The organism is Roseateles aquae, assembly GCF_032337115.1.
Classification (GTDB): domain Bacteria; phylum Pseudomonadota; class Gammaproteobacteria; order Burkholderiales; family Burkholderiaceae_C; genus Roseateles_C; species Roseateles_C aquae.
Map to the genome: position 1 here is coordinate 726,287 of NZ_JAVXZY010000001.1, position 19,739 is coordinate 746,025.

12 protein-coding genes are annotated in these 19,739 nt (G+C 67.1%); 6 read left to right on the forward strand and 6 right to left on the reverse strand.

Annotated features, from left to right (window positions below; all coding sequences use genetic code 11):
• Positions 1 to 62 precede the first annotated feature (62 nt).
• From malQ to RQP53_RS03155, 4 genes are read right to left on the reverse strand one after another with little or no spacing between them, the layout of a single operon-like run.
• Positions 63 to 1,577, reverse strand: a complete 1,515-nt coding sequence (gene malQ / locus RQP53_RS03140; protein WP_315648577.1) for a 4-alpha-glucanotransferase — start codon at positions 1,575 to 1,577, stop codon at positions 63 to 65.
• Positions 1,578 to 1,607: 30 nt separating this feature from the next.
• Positions 1,608 to 3,755 (reverse strand): glycogen debranching protein GlgX, encoded by a 2,148-nt coding sequence (gene glgX, locus RQP53_RS03145; RefSeq protein ID WP_315648578.1) that lies wholly within the window; start codon positions 3,753 to 3,755, stop codon positions 1,608 to 1,610.
• A complete protein-coding gene (gene glgB, locus RQP53_RS03150) occupies positions 3,752 to 5,980 on the reverse strand; it encodes a 1,4-alpha-glucan branching protein GlgB (RefSeq protein ID WP_315648579.1) in 2,229 nt (742 codons plus the stop codon). The genes glgX and glgB overlap by 4 nt, the downstream gene beginning before the upstream one ends.
• A gap of 6 nt (positions 5,981 to 5,986) precedes the next feature.
• Positions 5,987 to 8,419, reverse strand: coding sequence for a glycogen/starch/alpha-glucan phosphorylase (locus RQP53_RS03155; protein WP_434064057.1), 2,433 nt, complete (start codon positions 8,417 to 8,419; stop codon positions 5,987 to 5,989).
• A 481-nt stretch (positions 8,420 to 8,900) separates the two neighbouring features.
• Here RQP53_RS03155 and RQP53_RS03160 point away from each other — a divergent pair, with 481 nt between their 5' ends.
• The 5 genes from RQP53_RS03160 to RQP53_RS03180 all read left to right on the forward strand — a co-directional run bounded on the left by RQP53_RS03160 (position 8,901) and on the right by RQP53_RS03180 (position 15,307).
• Positions 8,901 to 10,019, forward strand: coding sequence for an ABC transporter ATP-binding protein (locus RQP53_RS03160; protein ID WP_315648581.1), 1,119 nt, complete (start codon positions 8,901 to 8,903; stop codon positions 10,017 to 10,019).
• Positions 10,016 to 11,200 carry a maltose/maltodextrin ABC transporter substrate-binding protein MalE gene (gene malE, locus RQP53_RS03165; RefSeq protein WP_315648582.1) on the forward strand — a complete coding sequence of 395 codons (1,185 nt, stop codon included), beginning with the start codon at positions 10,016 to 10,018 and terminating at the stop codon, positions 11,198 to 11,200. The genes RQP53_RS03160 and malE overlap by 4 nt, the downstream gene beginning before the upstream one ends.
• A 14-nt stretch (positions 11,201 to 11,214) precedes the next feature.
• On the forward strand, positions 11,215 to 12,798 hold the full coding sequence (gene malF / locus RQP53_RS03170; protein WP_315648583.1) for a maltose ABC transporter permease MalF: 1,584 nt from the start codon (positions 11,215 to 11,217) through the stop codon (positions 12,796 to 12,798).
• A gap of 16 nt (positions 12,799 to 12,814) precedes the next feature.
• A complete protein-coding gene (malG, locus tag RQP53_RS03175) occupies positions 12,815 to 13,705 on the forward strand; it encodes a maltose ABC transporter permease MalG (RefSeq protein ID WP_315648584.1) in 891 nt (296 codons plus the stop codon).
• 357 nt (positions 13,706 to 14,062) lie between these two features.
• Positions 14,063 to 15,307 (forward strand): sterol desaturase family protein, encoded by a 1,245-nt coding sequence (locus RQP53_RS03180; protein WP_315648585.1) that lies wholly within the window; start codon positions 14,063 to 14,065, stop codon positions 15,305 to 15,307.
• A gap of 9 nt (positions 15,308 to 15,316) precedes the next feature.
• Here RQP53_RS03180 and RQP53_RS03185 read toward each other — a convergent pair whose 3' ends face one another.
• Positions 15,317 to 16,750, reverse strand: coding sequence for a peptide MFS transporter (locus RQP53_RS03185; protein WP_315648586.1), 1,434 nt, complete (start codon positions 16,748 to 16,750; stop codon positions 15,317 to 15,319).
• 196 nt (positions 16,751 to 16,946) lie between these two features.
• Here RQP53_RS03185 and RQP53_RS03190 point away from each other — a divergent pair, with 196 nt between their 5' ends.
• Positions 16,947 to 17,513 carry a GNAT family N-acetyltransferase gene (locus RQP53_RS03190; protein WP_315648587.1) on the forward strand — a complete coding sequence of 189 codons (567 nt, stop codon included), beginning with the start codon at positions 16,947 to 16,949 and terminating at the stop codon, positions 17,511 to 17,513.
• Positions 17,514 to 17,594: 81 nt separating this feature from the next.
• Here RQP53_RS03190 and RQP53_RS03195 read toward each other — a convergent pair whose 3' ends face one another.
• On the reverse strand, positions 17,595 to 19,658 hold the full coding sequence (locus RQP53_RS03195; protein WP_315648588.1) for a S9 family peptidase: 2,064 nt from the start codon (positions 19,656 to 19,658) through the stop codon (positions 17,595 to 17,597).
• Positions 19,659 to 19,739: the final 81 nt, after the last annotated feature.

Below are 19,739 nucleotides of genomic sequence, written 5' to 3' on the forward strand. Positions count from 1 at the left end.
CGGCCCGGCGAGCGGAGAGGCCCGGGGTCGGGAACGCCGGGTTTCATGCTAAGAAAGCGGTTTCAAGGCAGGCACATCAGGCCGACATCGGCCCGGCCGCTGGCCGCGGTAATCAGGCCCAGCACACGCCCATGTTCAGGCGTCAGCATGTCCCAGCGCAGGCGCCAGGCCCAGTTGCCGCCGAGCACGCCGGGCACGTTCATGCGGTGTTCCCCGCCCAGGCCCAGCACGTCCTGCATCGGGAAGACCGCCATATTGGCCACGGAGTTGCAGCAGGCGCGGATCATGGCCCAGTGCACATCGTGCGCGCCGCAGGCCAGGTAGGCGCCGGCGAAGGCCCGCTCGCGAGCGCTGGCCTTGTGCCACCAGCCCAGCACCGTGTCGTTGTCGTGCGTGCCGGTGTAGGCCACGGCGGCGCGCGGCCACATCTGGGGCAGGAACTCGTGCTGGCCGTCACCGCCGAAGCCGAACTGCAGGATCTTCATGCCAGGGAAGCCACAGGCGTCGCGCAGCGCGTGAACATCGTCGGTGATGAAGCCCAGGTCCTCGGCCACGATGGGCAGCGGGCCCAGGGCCTTCTCGATGGCGTCGAACAGCGCCTTACCGGGACCGCTGCGCCAGACGCCTTGCTTGGCATCGGGGCTGCTGCCGGGGATCTCGTAGTAGCCGGCGAAGCCACGGAAGTGATCGATGCGGAAGACATCGGCGCTGCTGAGCGCCCGGCGCACGCGGGCGGTCCACCAGGCATAGTCCTCGGTGGCCATGCGGTCCCAGCGGTACAGCGGATTGCCCCAGCGCTGGCCGTCGGCCGACATCGCATCGGGCGGCACGCCGGCCACCGTGACGGTCTGGAACTGCTCGTCCAGATCGTAAAGATCGGGGCGTGACCAGCAGTCGGCGCTGTCATGGGCGACGAAGATCGGCAGATCGCCCATGATGCGCACGCCCCGCGCATTGGCATAGGTCTTCAGGCCGGCCACCTGCCAGTCGAAGCACCACTGGACGAAGCACCAGAAGGCGATCTCGGCGGCGTGCTCTTGGCGGGCGGCGGCCAGGGCAGCGGGCTCGCGGCGTGCCAGGTCTTGCGGCCACTGCCACCAGGGCTGCCCACCCAGCGGGTTGCGGATGGCCATGAAGAGGGCATAGTCGTCGAGCCAGTCGGACTGACTGGCGCACCAGGCGGCGAAGTCGGCCTGCTCCGAGGTACTGGCCTTGGCTCGGAAGCCGGCCTCGGCGATGCGCAGCTGCTGCTCGCGCCAGGGCAGCACGCGGCCGTAGTCCACGCGGCAGGCATCGAAGCCGTCCGCCGGCAGCTGCGTCGCGCTCATCCAGCCTTTGGCTACCAGGGGCTCGAACGCCACCATCCACGGGCTGCCCGCGAAGGCCGAGACGCCCTGGTAGGGGCTGTCACCGGGGCCGATCGGCGTCGAGGGCAGCCACTGCCAGAGGCCCTGGCCGGCCGACTGCAGCCAGTCCACATAGCGATAGGCATCGGGGCCAAAGTCGCCCATGCCATGCGGGCCGGGCAGCGAGGTGATGTGCAGCAGCACACCGGCAGTGCGTTGATTGAGGTCCATAGCGGGAAGTCTCTTACAAAAGCTGAAAACTCAGAGCGACTGCAGCAGCCAGAGGCTGTGGGCCGGCACGCACCAGCCCTCATCACCGGCGCGAACGGATGCCGCCTGCCCGGTGGGGGCGCTGCTGTCGAGCAGGCCCTGCCACTGCCAGCCGGCTGCCACGGCCGGCGCCTGGAAGCGGCGCTCCACGCCGTCCGGGTTGAACAGCAACAGGAGCTTGTCAGACGCAGCCGAGCTGCCATGGGCCGGACGGATCAGGCAGGCCAGTGCGCCGTCCTCGCCATGGTGCCAGTCCTGCACCTGCATCTCGTGGCCGGCGGGCGTCAGCCAGGTCAGACAGGCCAGGCCGACCGCGCCCTGCCCCGCCGTGGCGAACCACTGCTCGTGGCGCAACAGCGCATGGCTGCGCCGCAGGGTCGCCACATGGCCGACGAAGGCCTGCAGATCGTCGCGCCCTTGGCTCCAATCCAGCCAACCCAGCGGGTTGTCCTGGCAGTAGGCGTTGTTATTGCCTTGCTGGCTGTTGGCCAGTTCGTCGCCGGCATTGAGCATGGGCGTGCCCTGGGCCAGCAGCAGCGTGGCGAGCATGGCACGCCGGACGCGATCGCGAGTGGCCACAATCGCTGCGGTGGCACCCTCGCCTTCATGGCCGAAGTTGTGCGCCAGCTCGCCATCGCGGCCGTCACGATTGCCCTCGCCATTGGCGTGGTTGTGCTTGCCGCTGTAGCTGAGCAGGTCGTGCAGCGTGTAGCCGTCATGCACGGCGATGAAATTCACCGAGGCCATCGGCAAGCGCTGGGCATGATGAAACACATCACTGGAGGCGCTGAAGCGGCGGGCGAACTCGCCGCGGCTGATCGCGTGGCCCAGCCGCGGCTGGGTGGCCTCGGCACCGAGCCAGTAGCCGCGCACCGCATCGCGGAACTTGTCGTTCCATTCCATGAAGCGGCCGGGAAAGCGGCCCAGCTGATAACCGTCATAGCCCGCGTCCCAGGGCTCGGCAATCAGATGCACGCCGGCCAGCACCGGATCCTGGCGCAGCGCGGTGAAAAAGGCCGCATGCGGATCAAAGCCCTGCATGCCGCGACCCAGCACCGGCGCAAGGTCGAAGCGGAAGCCGTCCACGCCCATTTCCTGCACCCAGAAGCGCAGCGAATCGAGCACGAACTGCGTCACCCGTGGGTGCTGGACGTTCAGCGTGTTGCCGCAGCCGCTGAGGTTCTCGGCGCGGCTGGCATCGTCGGGCACATGGCGGTAGTAGCTGCGGTTGTCCAGGCCGCGCCAGGACAGCGTCGGGCCGCACTCATTGCCCTCGGGCGTGTGGTTGTAGACCACGTCCAGCACCACCTCCAGGCCGGCGGCATGCAAGGCCTCGACCATGGCGCGGAACTCGGCCGCCACGGCGGCGGGATCGTGCCGCGCGGCCGCACTGGCCAGGCGAGGATCAGGCGCGAAGAAGCCCAGGCTGTTGTAGCCCCAGTAGTTGCGCAGCCCCTTGTCGGCCAGGTGCGGCTCATCGATGGCGTAATGCACCGGCAGCAGCGACAGCGTGCTGATACCCAGGCGCTTGAAGTGCGCAATCGACGCCGGGTGGGCCAGGCCTGCATAGCTGCCACGCGAGGCAGCGGGAACTTCCGGGTGCTGAGCCGAGAAGCCTTTGACATGCACCTCGTAGAGCAGCAGATCGGCCGCCGCATGGCGCGGGGCCGAGGCGCGCGGGCTCGGGCCGAGCAGCGGCGCGGCCACGCGGGCTTTGAGCGCATGCAAGGCGTTGTCACGCGTATCAAAGCTGCGCGGCCCGTCCGGGTGGCCCAGTTCATAGCCATGGTGCTCGGCGCGCCAGCTGAAGTGACCGACGATTTCCCGGGCATAGGGATCGAGCAGGAGCTTGTTCGGATTGAAGCGATGGCCGCGCTCCGGCGCATAAGGCCCATGGGCGCGCAGGCCATAGACCAGGCCGGTACCGACGCCCGGCAGGAAACCGTGGAAGACACCGTCGTGCGGCCCATACAGGGCATAGCGGCGCAACTCCCGCTGCCCGGCGGCGTCGAACACGCAGAACTCCAGACGCTCGGCGTGTTCCGAAAACACCGCGATATTGAGGCCGCCGTCGCGCACCGTGGTGCCCAGCGGTTCGCTGCGCCCAGGTGCCAGATGCGTAGGAAGTGAACTGTTCATGAGGGAGTGGCGGTGGGTTCAAGCGGCGACACGCGAGGCTGATCGACGGGCGCCAACATCAGCGTGGCCAGCGGCGGCAGCAGCAGGCTGATGGCGCCCTCCTGCACCGGCAGCTCGGCCTGCAGATTGCCCTGATTGCTGCCGCCGTAGATCTCGGCATCGGTATTCAAGACCTCGCGCCAGGCGCCGTGCCCGTCAGGCACCGGCAGCCGGTAACCCGGCCGCGGCACCGGCGTGAAATTGCAGATGACGATGGTCTCCTCACCTTTGCCATCGCCCTTGGCATCGCGACGGAGCCAGGCAAAGACCGAGTGATCGCGGTCCTCGCTGATCAGCCATTCAAAGCCGGCCGCCTCGCAGTCCAGGCGGTGCAGGCTGGGGCGTTCGCGGTACAGCCGGTTCAGATCGCGCACCAGGCGCTGCACGCCGGCATGGCGCGCATCGTCGAGCAGCTGCCAGGGCAGACTGGCGTCGTGGTTCCACTCGCTGGCCTGGGCGAACTCCTGGCCCATGAACAGCAGCTTCTTGCCCGGATGGCCCCACATGAAGCCGTAATAGGCGCGCAGAGTGGCGAACTGCTGCCAGGCCGTCGGATCCTTAGGGTCACCGGGCATCTTGCCCAGCATCGAGCCCTTGCCGTGAACGACCTCGTCATGCGAGATCGGCAGCACGAAGTTCTCGCTGAAGGCGTAGACCAGGCCGAAGCTGATCTTGTCGTGGTGCCATTTGCGGTGGATGGGGTCTTCGTGGATGTAGCGCAGCGTGTCGTTCATCCAGCCCATATTCCATTTGTAGTGGAAGCCCAGTCCGCCGGCGCCGGTCGGGGCGCTGACGCCAGGAAAGCTGGTCGACTCCTCGGCCACCGTGATGGCGCCGGGCAGCTCGCGGCCCAGGGTCTCGTTGATGCGTTTGAACAGCGCGATCGCTTCCAGGTTCTCGCGGCCGCCCTGCGCATTGGGCAGCCACTCGCCGGCCGGGCGCGAATAGTCGCGGTACAGCATCGAGGCCACCGCATCAACGCGCAGGCCGTCAACGCCCCAGCATTCGCCCCAGTACAGCGCACTGCCGGCCAGGAACTGCGCCACCTCGTGGCGGCCGAAGTTGTAGATCAGCGTGTTCCAGTCGCGATGAAAACCCTCGCGCGGGTCGGCATACTCGTACAGCGCCGTGCCGTCGAACTGCGCCAGGCCATGGGCATCGCTGGGGAAGTGGGCCGGCACCCAGTCCAGCAGCAGCCCCAGGCCCTGCTGGTGGCAGGCGGCCACAAAACGCGCAAAGCCTTCCGGCGGGCCGAAGCGGGCCGAGGGGGCGAACAGGCCCAGGGTCTGGTAGCCCCAGGAGCCGTCAAACGGGTGTTCGCTGATCGGCAGCAACTCCAGATGGGTGAAGCCGAGGTCGGCGGCGTAGGCCGGCAGCGTCGCCGCCAGCTCGTCCCAGCTCGGCCAGGCGCCATCGCTGCGCCGCCAGGACGCCGCATGCACCTCGTAGATGCTGATCGGCGCATCGCGGCGGTTGGCGGCCGCGCGCACGGCCGGCAGGGGCAAGGCATTGGGCAGCGCGGCGACCACGCTGGCCGTCTCCGGGCGCAGCTGGGCGGCGCGGGCATAGGGGTCGGCCTTCAGCGGCAGCAGCCGGCCATCGGCGGCCAGCAGCTCGTATTTGTAGAGGTCACCGACGGCGGCGTGCGGCACAAAGATTTCCCACACGCCGGCCTGATGGCGCCGCCGCATCGCATGGCGGCGGCCATCCCAGTTGTTGAAGCTGCCGACCACGCTGACCCTGGCCGCATTCGGCGCCCAGACGGCAAAACGCACGCCGCTCACGCCGTCGATCAGGAGCGGCTGCGCACCGAGCAGCTGCCAGGGCCGCGGATGGCCGCCCTGGGCGAACAGGGTCAGGTCTTGCTCGTCCAGCAAGGGGCCAAAGGCATAGGCGTCGGCATAGTGCTCAGGCTGCTCTTGCTCGGCCGACCAGCGCACGGCCAGCCGGTAGCCGAAGCGCTTGCGGCGCCGCGGCACCGTGGCCTCGAACAGCCCATCACCAGCCTGCTGCAGCTCGACCAGCACCTTGCCGCTGGCCGCCTCGATCAGACTGACCGCCGTTGCGCCGGGCAGCAGGGCGCGCATCTGCAGCCGCCCCTGCCCGTCGGCATGCAGGCCGAGCACGGCAAAGGCGTCGCCGTGCCGGCCTTCGATCAGCGCTGCGCGTTCGCTGGGAGCCCGCATAGAGATTCAGCCCAGCGTGCTGGCCGACCAGACCTTGTCGACATACTCGGCAATGGTGCGGTCGGTCGAGAACCAGCCCATGCCGGCCACGTTCAGGATGGCGCGCTGGTTCCAGGCGGCCGGGTCGCGGTACAGCGCGTCAACGCGCTGCTGGGTGGCCAGATAGTCGGCAAAGTCGGCCATCAGCAGATAGGGGTCGCTGCCCAGCAGCTTGTCGACCAAGGCGCGGTAGCGTTCGGTATCGCCGTTGCTGAAGCCGCCATTGGCAATCGCGTCGATCACCTGCTGCAGCTGGCGGTTCTGCTCGACGTAGAGCCGCGGGTCGTAGCCCAGCGCCTTGATCTGCGCCACGGCCTCGGTACGCAGGCCGAAGGTGAACATGTTCTCGGTGCCGAAGGCCTCGGCCATCTCGATATTGGCGCCGTCCCAGGTACCGATGGTCAGCGCGCCGTTCATCGCGAACTTCATATTGCCGGTGCCCGAGGCCTCGGTGCCGGCGGTGGAAATCTGCTCGGACAGATCGGCCGCCGGAATGATGCTCTCGGCCAGCGACACGCCGTAATTTGGCAGGAAGACGAGCTTGAGCTTGTCGCCCACACGCGGATCGCTGTTGACCACACGGCCGACATCATGGGCCAGCTGTATCACCGACTTGGCCATCTGGTAGGCCGAGGCGGCCTTGCCGGCGATCAGCACGGTGCGCGGTGTCCAGTCGGCGTCCGGCTGGGCGACGATGGCCTGGTAGCGCGCGATCACATGCAGCAAATTGAGCAGCTGGCGCTTGTACTCGTGGATGCGCTTGATCTGCACATCGAAAAGGCTGTCCGGGTTGATGGCCAGGCCCAGCTCGCGGCCGACCAGCGCCGCCAGCCGCTGCTTGTTGGCCCGCTTGACGCGGCCGAACTCGGCGCCCAGCCCGGCATCGGCGGCCAGGGCGCGCAGGCCTTGCAGCTGGCTCAGATCCTGGCGCCAGTCCTGCCCCAGCCGCGCATCCAGGACGCCAGCCAGCTGCGGATTGGCCTGCTGCAGCCAGCGGCGCGGCGTCACGCCGTTGGTGACGTTGATGAAGCGTTCGGGATAGAGGCGCGCGAAGTCGGCAAAGATGGTCTGCACCATCAGCTCGGAATGCAGCGCCGCGACGCCATTGACGCGGTGCGAGGCCACGATGGCCAGATGGGCCATGCGCACACGGCGCTCGCCGCCGCTGCCGTAGCCGCCCTCTTCCTCGATCAGCGAGACGCGCGACAGCAGCGCTTCGTCGCCCGGCACGCGCTGACGCAGCTCGTCCAGGAAGCGCTGGTTGATCTCGAAGATGATTTCCAGATGGCGCGGCAGCAGGCGCTCCAGCATGCCCAGCGGCCATTTCTCCAGCGCCTCCGGCATCAGCGTGTGGTTGGTGTAGGAGCAGGCCTGGCGGGTGATCGTCCAGGCCTCGTCCCAGCCCAGGCCGTGCTGATCGAGCAGCAGGCGCATCAGCTCGGCCGGCGCCAGTGCCGGGTGCGTGTCGTTCAGATGGATGGCGTTGCGGCGGCCGAGCTGGTGCAGCGCGCCGCCTTCATTCAGATGGCGGGCAATCAAATCCTGCAGCGAGGCGCTGACCAGCAGCGCCTCCTGCTTCAGGCGCAGCTCGCGGCCGGCCTCGGTGGAATCGTCCGGATAGAGCACCCAGTTGATCGCCTCGGCGGCAACACGGTGGCGCGCCGCGCCAGCATGATCGCCACGGCAGAAGGCGTCGAAATCGATCGGCGCGGCCGCACTGGCCTGCCATTGGCGCAGCGTCGACACCCGCTCGCTGTGATGGGCCGGCACGATGAAGTCATAGGCCTGCGCGATCAAGCGCTCGGCCGGCTGCCAGTGGCGGCTGCCATCGGCCTCGACCCGCACATGCCCGCCAAAGCCGACCGGGTAACGCAGCTCGGGCCGCGGCAGCTCCCAGGCATTACCGAGCGCCATCCAGTCGTCCGGCGTCTCGACCTGGCGGCCGTTCTGAATACCCTGGGCGAACATGCCGTACTGGTAGCGCAGGCCATAGCCAAAGGACGGCAGGCCCAGCTCGGCAAAGGAATCCAGAAAGCAGGCCGCCAGGCGCCCCAAGCCGCCATTGCCGAGCGCCGCATCGGGCTCGCGCTCCAGCACCTCGGGCAAGACCTGCCCCTGCTCGGCAAAGGCCGCGCGCAGCGTCTCGTCCAGTCCCAAGGCGGCCAGCGCATTACCGAGCGCCCGGCCCATCAGGAACTCCATCGACAGGTAGTGAACCCGGCGAGCGTCGGCCGCGCGCTCCCTGTCGGCTGCCTGGCTCGCGGCCCAGCGCGTGGCCAGCAGTTCGCGGCAGGCGCCCGCGGCGGCGCGCATCAGGCTGTCGCGGCTGGGCTGGCCGGGGCACTGGCTCAGCTCATGGCGCAGCGCGGTCTTGAAGTGTTGGCTCAGGTCGTCGTTCATGGTGGCGGGCTTGAAATGGGCTCCGAGGGCCTTGATCGATTGAAGGGCCTGGCGGGCGGTGGTGACGGTCATAGGGCTTGCATCAATGGGCCGAAGGCAGAGGCTCCCGCAAGATTCAGAACAGCCCGCGCCAGGGGGCGCAGACCCGTCTTGAGGGATTCACTCTCGGGCCAGGCCGGGAGCACAACAGCCGCAGCGGCGGCAGCGATGTGCAAAGTATCGCGCCAAGACGGACTTTTGTGTAGTTTCACTACATCGGGTGAACCCTAGTTCGATTGTAAGACATTGATTTTTAATGAATCAAACGCAGAACACCAGGGCACGCGCCGTTGTTAAACTACATTCAAGTCTGTATATTCTCTACAAACAAAGCGTTCAGCGCGTCGGCTGAATGCCGCCGGCAGCCCGCACAGCAGCCGGCGCCCCATCCGAACCCGAGACAAGCCCTGGCGCCTGAGGCGCCACGGCGAAAGGCACAGAAGTGGCGGACGTCCAACTCAAAGCCGTGGCCAAGGCCTACGGCGACATCAAGATCCTGCACGGCATCGATCTGGAGATTCGCGATGGCGAGTTCATGGTCTTTGTCGGCCCCTCGGGTTGCGGCAAATCGACCCTGCTGCGCAGCATTGCCGGCCTGGAAGACATCACCGGCGGCGAGCTGCGCATCGGCGGCCGCCTGGTCAACGATGTGCCGCCGGCCGAGCGCGGCATTGCCATGGTGTTCCAGTCCTATGCGCTGTACCCGCATATGAATCTGTTCGACAACATGGCATTCGGCCTCAAGCTGGCCAAGGTGCCGAAGGACGAAATCGCCACCGCGGTGCACAACGCCGCCCGGATCCTGCATATCGAACACCTGCTCGACCGCAAGCCCAAGGATCTCTCCGGCGGCCAGCGCCAGCGCGTGGCCATCGGTCGCGCCATCGTGCGCAAGCCCGAGGTCTTTCTGTTCGACGAACCGCTGTCCAATCTCGATGCCGCGCTGCGCGTGCGCATGCGCTACGAGTTCGCCAAGCTGCACGAAGAGCTGAAGACGACCATGGTCTACGTGACCCACGATCAGGTCGAGGCGATGACCCTGGCCGACCGCATCGTCGTGCTCTCGGCCGGCAAGATCGAGCAGGTCGGCTCACCGCTGGAACTGTACGAACACCCCTGCAATGTCTTTGTGGCCGGCTTTATCGGCAGCCCCAAGATGAACTTCCTGAGTGGCGAGCTGGAGGCGATCGCGGCAGACCATGCACTCATCAAGCTGGCCGACGGGCTGACGTTGCAGGCGCTCGTGGATGCCAGCAGCGCGCGTGTCGGCGACCGGGTCACCGTTGGCGTGCGGCCCGAACACATCCGTCTTGGGGGTGAGCGCAATGTGCTGCAAAGCACGGTGGCCTTTGTCGAATCACTGGGCGGCACGACCTTTGCCTACTGCCCCTACCCCGGCCTTGAAGAGCCGCTGACCTGCCAGTTCGAAGGCCGCAATGGCTGCGACCGCCTGCGCAGCGGTACCGCGCTGGCCCTGCAGTTCCCGCCCGAGGCGCTCTATCTCTTCGATGCCCAGGGCCAGGCGTTTCGCCGCCTCGCGGCGCCGGAGCTGGCGGCATGAGGTCCGCGCTCGCAATCGCTCTGAGCCTGCTGCTGGCGCCTGCGGCCCAGGCACAAACCAGCGCCAAGCTGCTGGTCTGGATCAATGGCGACAAGGCCTACAACGGGCTGCAAAAGGTCGGCAACGCCTTCGAGCAGGCTTCCGGCGTCAAGGTCGTGGTTGAGCACCCGGTTGACGCGCCCGAGAAGTTCACCCAGGCCGCCGGCGCCGGCAAGGGCCCGGACATCTTCTGCTGGCCACACGACCGCATTGGCGAGTGGGCCAAGGCCGGCCTGCTGACCGCCATCCGCCCCGGCAAGAAGCTGCGCGAAGAAAACGAGGAGGCCGCCTGGAAGGCCATGGCCTATCGCGGCAAGCTGTGGGGCTATCCGATTGCCATCGAAACCACGGGCCTGATCTACAACAAGGCCCTGGTGCCCAAGCCGCCCGCCAGCTTCGACGCACTGATCGCCCTCGACAAGCAGCTGCAGTCACAAGGCAAGCACGCCATCCTGTGGGACTACAACAAGAGCTTCTTCAGCTGGCCGCTGCTGGCCGGCGCAGGCGGCCAGATCTTCGGCCGTGATGCCGCCGGCGAATACGACGCGAGCGCCGTTGGCGTCAACAACGCCGGCGCACTGGCCGGCGCCCAGATGCTGGAGCGCCTGATCAAGCAAGGCCATATGCCCAAGGGCGCGCGCTATGCCGAGATGGAGACCGGCTTCGCCCGCGGCCAGGTGGCAATGATGATTTCCGGCCCCTGGGCCTGGGACAACGCCCGCCGCGCCCAGATCGACTTTGGTGTGGCGCCCATTCCGGCCGTTGTTGCCGGCCAGCCCTCCAAGCCCTTTGTCGGCGTGCTGGGCTGCATGGTCTCGGCCCCCAGCCGCAACAAGGACATCGCCGTCGAGTTCATCGAGAACCATCTGATGCGCCCCGCGGCGCTCAAGCTGCTCGACGACGATGTGCCGATCGGCGTGCCCGCCAACAAGGCCTTCTACGCCGCGCTGGCCGTGAACCCCTTGATCAAGGCCAGCATGGACAACGCCCGCGCCGGCGAACCGATTCCCAATGTGCCCGAAGTCGGTCGCTTCTGGACCGCCATGGACGCCGCCCTGGAGGCCATCACCAACGGCCTGCAGACGCCCAAGGACGCCCTCGACGGCGCCGCCGGACGCATGCTGCTGAAGCAGGCGAAGTGAGCCGGGAGATCATCATGAACGCCTCAACCACCGCTCACCGCTTCGCCTACAGCCAACTGCCGCCCGGGCCGCTGGAGCGCAGCGCTCGCCTGCTGCGCTGGCCACTCACCGGCGCGGCCATGCTGGCCTCGCTGTACCTGGTGTTCATGGTCTACGCCTCGGGCCAGACCCTCGGCGCGCTGGGCCTGCTGGCGCTGTTCGCCGCCGGCTTCTACATCTACGTCAGCCAGGCCGCCTTCGCCGCGCGCTATCTCTTCCCCGGTATCGCCGGCATGCTGGTCTTCATCGCCTTTCCACTGGTCTTCACGGCGGTGATCGGCTTCACCAACTACTCCTCGGCGCACCTCCTGAGCGAGGAGCGGGTGCGCGACTATCTGCTTGAGCAGCATGATGCCGTCGAGGCCCAGGTGATGGGCTACAGCCTGCATGCGGATGGGAAATCCTTGCGCCTGGTGCTGAGCGATGCCACCAGCGGCGAGCCGCGCTTCATCTCTGCACCACTAGCGCTCCAAGGCGGCAAGCAAGCGCAGCTGGTGCCCATGCGGGAGCTCGCGACCGAGGCCCAGGCCTTGGCAGCCACCCTGCCCCTGCGCGAGCTGATTGCGCAGCGCGAGGCACTGTCGCAGCTGAGGCTGCAGCTGCCCGGCCAGGCCGAGCCGCTGCACTACCTGGGGCTGCGCGAGTTCGGGCCGATCCGCCGCCATTGGGAGAGCCTGCCCGACGGCAGCTTGAAGCGGCTCGCCGATGGCCAGGTCTTCCAGCCCAAGCGCGATAGCGGCTTTTTCGAAAGCGCTTCGGGGGAACAGCTGCAGCCCGGCTTCAAGGTGCTGGTGGGCAGCCAGAACTATGCCCGCATGCTGCTGAATGAAGACTTCCGCGGCCCCTTCCTCGCCATCTTCAGCTGGACGGTGATCTTCTCGCTGTCCACCGTCGTGTTCTCGACGGTCATCGGCATGCTGCTGGCCGTGCTGCTGAACTGGGAAGACCTGCGCTTTCGGGGCACCTACCGCACGCTGCTCTTCCTGCCCTATGCGGTGCCGGGCTTCATCTCCATCCTGGTGTTCAAGGGCCTGTTCAACCAGAACTTCGGCGAGATCAATGCCATCCTCGACGCGCTGATCGGCGTCAAGCCGGCCTGGTTTGCCGATCCGCTGCTGGCCAAGATCATGCTCGTGATCGTCAATGTCTGGCTGGGCTATCCCTACATCATGATTCTGTGCTCGGGCCTGCTGAAGGCGATTCCCGCCGATCTGTACGAAGCCTCGGCCCTGGCCGGCGCCGGGCCACTGACCAACTTCTTCAAGATCACCGCCCCGCTGATCATCAAGCCGCTGGCACCGCTGCTGGTCAGCGCCTTCGCCTTCAACTTCAACAACTTCGTGCTGATCGCGCTGCTCACCGATGGTCGCCCCGACTACCTCAGCAGCAAGATTCCGGCCGGTCAGACGGACATCCTGGTGTCCTACACCTACCGCATCGCCTTCCGCGATTCCGGCACCGACTTCGGCCTGGCGGCGGCAATCTCGACGCTGATCTTCATCCTCGTCGCAGCGATGTCGCTGATCAATCTGCGGCTGATGAAACGAGCCCAGCAGTAAAGCAAGGACACAGATCATGGCAATCGTTCGAGGCAAGCAAGCCCGCTGGCGGGTGTTCGGCGCCCATGCGCTGCTCTGGGTGTTCCTGGCGCTCACGCTGTTCCCGCTGCTGGCAGTGGTGTCGATCTCGCTGCGGCCGGGCAACTTTGCCACTGGCAGCCTGATCCCCAGCGAGATCAGCCTGGAGCATTGGAAGCTGGCGCTGGGCATCTCCTACCAGGCCGCCGATGGCAGCTGGGTGGCGCCGCCCTTCCCGGTGCTGACCTGGCTGTGGAACTCGGTCAAGGTGGCCACCATCGCCGCCTGCCTGATCGTCGGCATCTCCACCACCGCCGCCTATGGCTTTGCGCGGCTGAAGTTCCGTTTCAAGACGCCCATCCTGAACTCGATGCTGCTGCTGCAGATGTTCCCGGCGGTGCTGGCCCTGGTGGCCATCTACGCCATCTTCGAGACCATCGGCAGCTATGTGCCGGCCATCGGCCTGGAGACGCACGCCGGCCTGGTGCTGGCCTATCTGGGCGGCGTGGCCACGCACATCTGGACCATCAAGGGCTACTTCGAGACCATCCCGCAGGAGATCGAAGAGAACGCCACCGTCGATGGCGCCACGCCCTGGCAGACCTTCCGCCTGGTCTTGCTGCCGATGGCCGTGCCCATCCTGATGGTCGTCTTTGTGCTGGCCTTCATCGGCACCATCATCGAGTACCCGGTGGCTTCGGTGCTGCTGCGCGAGGAAGGCAATCTGACGCTGGCCGTCGGCTCCAAATACTTCCTTCACGACCAGCGCTTCCTCTGGGGCGATTTCGCCGCCGCGGCGGTGCTCTCGGGCCTGCCCATCACCGCCGTCTTCCTGCTGGCACAGCGCTGGATCGTCAGCGGCCTGACCGCCGGTGGCGTGAAGGGCTGAGCCAACAGGCAGCACCTGGGCTGATCCCAGGCGCGCGCGGGGCCTTGAACTGCTAGGGCCTGTTAACACTACGTCTGCCTGATGCGTTGCCACACAAATCGCCGTGAACGAGGCGCAAAACGAAGCCGGGGCTGCTCCCCCGGCGAGGCTTTGCAACGACGTGCACGGCGATTTGTGTGGCAACCCTCCGGGAGAGGGGCTCCAAGGGCCCCACTCGTTGTTGAACTCCTTGCCCAGGCGGCCAGCCTGGGCGTCGTCGTCCGCCTAGATTGGGGCCCTTGGAGCCCCTCTCGCACAGGCAGACGTAGTGTTAACAGGCCCTAGCCTTGCTGGCCCAGCAGTCCAAGGCAAGCCACCATGCTCGAACCCATCGTCTACGCCGTTCCCGTCTTCTTGCTGATGATGGTGCTGGAGTGGTGGCTGGGCCGGCGCCGCGGCCTGCAGCTCTACCGCGCTGCCGACACCGTGGGCAGCCTGGCCAACGGCATCGCCAGCCAGCTGGTGGCCCTCTTCGTCAAGGCCTGGACCGTGGGCATCTATGCCTGGGTCTGGCAGCACGGCGCGCTGATCAAGCTGCCGGCGAATGCCGTCTGGGTCTGGCTGCTGGCCCTGGTCGGCTACGACTTCTGCTACTACTGGCTGCATCGCTGCGGCCACACGATGGCCATACTCTGGGCCGCCCACGAGGTTCACCACAGCAGCGAGGAATACAACCTCAGCACGGCCCTGCGTCAAAGCAGCAGCGGCTTTCTGTTCGGCTGGCTGTTCTACCTGCCGCTGGCCCTGCTGGGCGTGCCGCCGCTGGTCTTCATCGGTGTCGGGCTGATCGATCTGCTCTACCAGTTCTGGGTTCACACCCGGCTGGTCGGCCGCCTGGGCTGGTTCGACCGCTGGTTCTGCTCACCGTCGAACCACCGGGTTCATCATGGCCAGAACGACTACTGCCTGGATCGCAACTACGGCGGCATCCTGATGTGCTGGGATCATCTCTTCGGCAGCTTTGTCGACGAAAAACCCGACGAGCCCATCATCTATGGCACGCTGACGCCGCTGCACAGCTGGAGCCCGCTGCGCGCCAACACGCGTGGCTATGCCCAGATCTGGGCCGATGCGCGGCTGGCCGAGCGCCGGAGCGAACGCGTGAGCATTTGGTTCCGCCACCCCGGCTGGCGGCCCGAATCAGCCAGCCGCCTGGCGCCCAAGCCAGCGCCCGATCTGCGCCGGTTCCAGCGCTATGAACCGGCGCTGCCGGCCGGCATGCCGCGCCATGGTCTGGAGCAGTTGTTCGTGCTCTTGCTCGCTGGCGTGCTGCAGCTGGCGCTGGCACCCCGGCTCAGCGAGCCGCTGAACCTGCTGGCCAGCGGCCTGATCGTCTGGCAGCTGGTGCTGCTGAGCCGCACGCTGGACGATGGCAGCCTGCGCCGCGAGGGTGCACGCCTGCTGCTGCAGGCCGGCCTGGCGGCCGCGCTGCTGGCACTGTCGCTGACGGGGGCGCTCAGTCCGGGCCTGCCAGACTGGGCTCAGCCCGCGCTCGCCACCTGGGCCGCGCTTGGCCTGGCCGCCAGCGCACTGGGCGGCTGGCGCTTGGCGCGATCGCGCTGACGAACGGCCTCAGGCCGCCTTCGTCACCGGCGCCTCATCGGGCAGCAGCACCCGACCAAACACCAGCTTGACCAGCAAAAGGCCGGCGCCAGCACCCGCCACCAGCAAGGCATGCAGGGCCCAGAACTGGGTGCCGGGCAGCACGTCGAGCAGACCGGCCAGCCAGCCGACAAAGGTGTTGCCGATGAACAGATGCAGGTAGTAGATGCCAATCATCATGCCTTCGAGATTGCGCGGCGCGGCACGCGAGTACAGCGCCAGGCCCACCGGCAGGATGTTGGCAAAGCCCAGGTCATTCAGCAGCGCGTAGCCCAGCGTCCAGGCAAAGCTGATCTTGCCGTGGCCGGACTCGATCTGCACCGCGGCCAGCACCAGCAGCAGCGGCGCCGTGGCGGCCAGCAAGGCGCCCAGGCCCATCTTGGTGATTTCATCCGGCTCACGGCGGCGCGTCGCCCACCAGCGCCAGAAGGCCAGCGAGCCAATCATGGTGGCCGTGCTCATGAAGGCATCGACCGCCTGCAGCCAGGTCACCGGAATTTCCCAGCCGAACAGCACCAGGTCCATGTACTTCTGCGACCACAGCGGGTAGGCATTGTTGAACTGCTGGTTGCCGACGATGGAGCCCATCAGCAGCGGAATGATGGCAATCAGCAGCAGCAGGCGGGCGCGTTCGTTGCCGCTCATCTTGGCGCGCGGTGCACTGTCCTTGCTCGCCGCCTGGCGAGGCGCCTCAACGGGCAGCCAGCGTCGGCCGGCCAGATAGACCACCAGGCCGATCACCATGCCGACGCCCGCTGCGCCAAAGCCCCAGTGCCAGCCGACCTTCTCGCCCAGCGTGCCGCAGACCAGCGGCGCCAGAATCACCGCCACCTGCACCGCCAGCATGAAGATCTGGAAGGCGCTGGCGCGGCGCTTGTCGCCAGGCGCATAGAGATCGCCCACCTGGGCGGCGATATTGCCCTTGAAGCAGCCCACACCGAGCAGCAGGCAGCCGATGGCCGGGAGGAAGCTGGCTTCGAAGGCCATCAGGAAATGGCCCAGCGCCATCAGGCTGGCGCCGATCACCACCGTCTTGGTGCGGCCGAGCACGCGGTCGGCCAGCAGGCCGCCGAAGATCGGCGTCAGATAGACCAGGCCGGCATAGAGCCCGAACACCACCGAGGCCAGCTGCTGCGGCGAGCGCGGGCCGGTGACCGACTCGATCGCCCGGCGCAGCACATCCATGCCGTTCACATGAACGATGTTCTCCGGCTGGAACAGGAAGTTGCTGAGGTAGAGCACCAGCAAGGCCTGCATGCCGTAGTAGGAAAAACGCTCCCACAGCTCACAGAAGGCCAGCCAGCCCAGGCCGACCGGGTGGCCAAAGAAGGCGCGATCACTGCGCGGGCGGGAGGTGTCGCTGGGCACGGCGGCGGCAGCGGCGTCGAGAGGGATGGAGCTCACGGCAAACCGGCCGGCAGCGCTTTTTGAGCCCTGCCGGCAAAAAGGAAAAGCGCGACTGTCCCTGAAATGACACTCAGCAGCAATCGGGCCTGACCCGTGCGTCGGGCGATCAGCGCCCAAAAGCCGGTGTGATGCGCGCAAGATGCAGCGGCCGGCGCTGCCCCGTGCGAATGCCAGAGAACTTTGAGAACTCCCGATGCCCAGCGCTCCCGACATCTGCTTTGACCTCGCCACGCTGGCGCAAGACCGCGATGCCCTGCTCGAACTCAATCTCGAGTACATGCAGTGGGTGCTGGCCGGCATGGCGCCCGTGTTCGGCACCCCGACCGACCGCCTGCAGGACCAAGCTCTGGCCGACTACGTGGCGATCAGCCTCGACAAGGTCTGCGCCGCGGCGCCGCCGCGCGGCGTCTTCTATCTGATCCAGGCTGATGGCCAACTGGCCGGCATGGCCGGTCTGCGGCCCTTGGATACTGGCCCTGCTGCCGGGCCAGCGGCCGAGATCAAGCGCCTCTACATCCGCCCCGCCTGGCGCGGCCAGCGCCTGGGTCAACACGCCCTCGCCCGCCTGCTGGCCGATGCGCGGGCCTTTGGCTACCGCAGCGTCTGCCTGGACTCCGCGCCCTTCATGGCCGCCGCGCATGCGCTCTACCTGGCCCAGGGCTTTCTTGACTGTGCGCCCTATGCGGGCTGCGAGGTGCCGAGCGAGTTCCACGCGCGCTGGCGCTTCATGCGCCTGGACCTGCTGGCCGCACCGGCCTGAGGCAGCCGAGCGCCGTCAAGGCGCTCAGCCGTCCACCAGTCGATTTGTCGTTCCCCCAAGCGCCGGTCGCGATGCGGCGCTTCAGCGCGGGGCCAGATGCTTGTCCAAAAAGGCGGCCACGTGGTTCCAGAAGTCGACCTTGGTGGCGCTGCTGCGCCAGCCATGCCCCTCGTCGCGGTAGAGCAGCCACTCGACGTTCTTGTTGTCCGGCGACAGTGCCCTGCGAAAGCTTTCGCCGTGAATCAGCGGCACGCGCTTGTCGGCGCCACCATAGGCAAGCAGCAGCGGCTGCCTGATGCTGGCGGCGTGCGTCAGCGGCGAGTTGACCTTCAGATCGGCCGCGTCCTTCTCCCGGTCGCCCAGCACCACGGGCAGGCCATGCCGCTTGAAATCGTCGGAGACATCGGACCAGTTGACCGTGTGCAGCATGTCGAGATCGGTGACGCCCACCCAGGCCACGCCGCAGCGAAACAGCTCGGGATCGCGGATCAGGCCCATCAGACTGGCATAGCCGCCATAGCTGGCGCCGGCGATGGCGATTCGCTCGGGATCTGCAATGCCCTGCGCAATGGCCCAGCGGGCCGCGTCGGCCAGATCGTTTTGCATCGCCTTGCCCCACTGGCGCCAGCCGGCTCGGGCATGGGCCGCACCGAAACCCTGGGTGCCACGGAACTGCGGCTGCAGCACGGCATAACCGCGCGCCACCAGGAATTGCAGCTCCGCATCGAATTGCCACGACGGGCCGCGCACAAAGGGGCCGCCATGGACCAGCACCACCAGCGGCAAGCGCCTGGGCTGGCCCTCGGCCTTGGCAGCGCGAGGCAGGCTGAGCCAGGCCGGCAGGCTCAGGCCGTCCCGCGCTGGAATCTGCACCATGTCCATGGCCGCCTGCTGCTTGGCGTCGAGGTCAGGCCTTTGGGCGCCGAGGCGGACGAACTTGCCGGTCTCGCGTTGATAGAGGTAGTACAGCGTCGGCTGGATGTCGGCAAAAGCCTCGACCAGCACCCAGGGCTGCTTGCCCGACCAAGGCAGCGACAGGCGATTCACGGTGCGCGGCAGCAGCTTGTCGATGCGCTCCTGCAACGCACGCACGCCCGGGTCCTGCCACTGCGTCACTTCGGCATCGATGGTGAATCGCCAGCCGAGCACCTGGCCCTGGCTGCTGACGATATGGGCGTCGACATCAAAGGCGGGCGACTGCGCCAGCGGTTCGTCTGTCCAGCGGCCCGTTGCCGGGTCCAGCAACCACAGCGCCTGCTTGTCGCGCCCGCGCCGAGCACTGACGTAGAGCCGCCCGTCCTCGGCCACATGGCGCACCTGCAGATCGCCATCGCCGGTATAGCTGTTGAACTCACTCAGCGTCTTCCAAGCGCCTGATGCCGGATCGCGCCAGAGCAGCGCACTCTGCGCGCCCTGCTGGGTCAGCACCACGCGCAACTCGCCTTGTGCATCGGCCCACCAGCCCACGGCGTGCAAAGGCGCTTCGATTTCCGTGCTGCGGCCGTTGCGGGTGTTCAGACGCAAGAGGCGGATGAAGCCAAGGGACTTGCCGTCAAAGGCTTCCGGGCGCAGCACCAGCACCTCGTCGCCGCTGCGCTGCGTGCTGCCATTGAGCAGATAGGTATTCCAGGGCTCCAGCCGCTGCGTGTCATTGCCATTGCGTGCCCAGACGCGCTGGCGCTCCACCAACTGCCTGAAGCCCGTGCCGTCATGATCGACCGCAAACAGGCCCGGCCCCGCATCGAGCTTGCCCTCGGGTGTCTCGTGATCGCCCAGCGTAAAGGCGAGCCGATCGGGGTTGACCCAGACCACCTGCTGCACATCGGCGGCCTCGGAGCTGAAGGCCACCGTGGGCTTCAGGCTCGCCAGAGCCAGCACCGACAGCATCGCCCGGCCATGTGGCCCCATGACGATCATGGCCAGCCGCTTGCCGTCCGGCGACAGCACGGCGCCCATCATCTGTGGCGGGCGGAAATAGCGCTGCGCATCAGTTAGCGCACCATTCAGCGCACCATTCAGCTCACCAGGCTGCGCATTGGCCTTGGCGTCGCCATCAGCCGCCCATGCGGGCAGCGCAAGTCCCCAGGGACAGGCCGCCAGCAGACCCAGGCCCAAGACACGTCGTCGGTGCTGGTCTGATTTCATTTGAGCATCCTCCACCATAGCTCAGGCCACTCCATTTAGATGCTAGGCATTGCAGGCATCCGAATGGAAAACGGCCCCGAC

Excerpts from the sequence above, each read along its gene's own strand:
- malF (WP_315648583.1), top strand. The coding sequence starts at position 11,215 with ATGAACGCCTCAACCACCGCTCACCGCTTCGCCTACAGCCAACTGCCG.
- RQP53_RS03155 (WP_434064057.1), bottom strand. The coding sequence starts at position 8,419 with ATGAACGACGACCTGAGCCAACACTTCAAGACCGCGCTGCGCCATGAG.
- glgB (WP_315648579.1), bottom strand. The coding sequence starts at position 5,980 with ATGCGGGCTCCCAGCGAACGCGCAGCGCTGATCGAAGGCCGGCACGGC.
- malG (WP_315648584.1), top strand. The coding sequence starts at position 12,815 with ATGGCAATCGTTCGAGGCAAGCAAGCCCGCTGGCGGGTGTTCGGCGCC.
- RQP53_RS03180 (WP_315648585.1), top strand. The coding sequence starts at position 14,063 with ATGCTCGAACCCATCGTCTACGCCGTTCCCGTCTTCTTGCTGATGATG.
- glgX (WP_315648578.1), bottom strand. The coding sequence starts at position 3,755 with ATGAACAGTTCACTTCCTACGCATCTGGCACCTGGGCGCAGCGAACCG.
- RQP53_RS03195 (WP_315648588.1), bottom strand. The coding sequence starts at position 19,658 with ATGAAATCAGACCAGCACCGACGACGTGTCTTGGGCCTGGGTCTGCTG.
- RQP53_RS03190 (WP_315648587.1), top strand. The coding sequence starts at position 16,947 with ATGCCCAGCGCTCCCGACATCTGCTTTGACCTCGCCACGCTGGCGCAA.
- malE (WP_315648582.1), top strand. The coding sequence starts at position 10,016 with ATGAGGTCCGCGCTCGCAATCGCTCTGAGCCTGCTGCTGGCGCCTGCG.
- malQ (WP_315648577.1), bottom strand. The coding sequence starts at position 1,577 with ATGGACCTCAATCAACGCACTGCCGGTGTGCTGCTGCACATCACCTCG.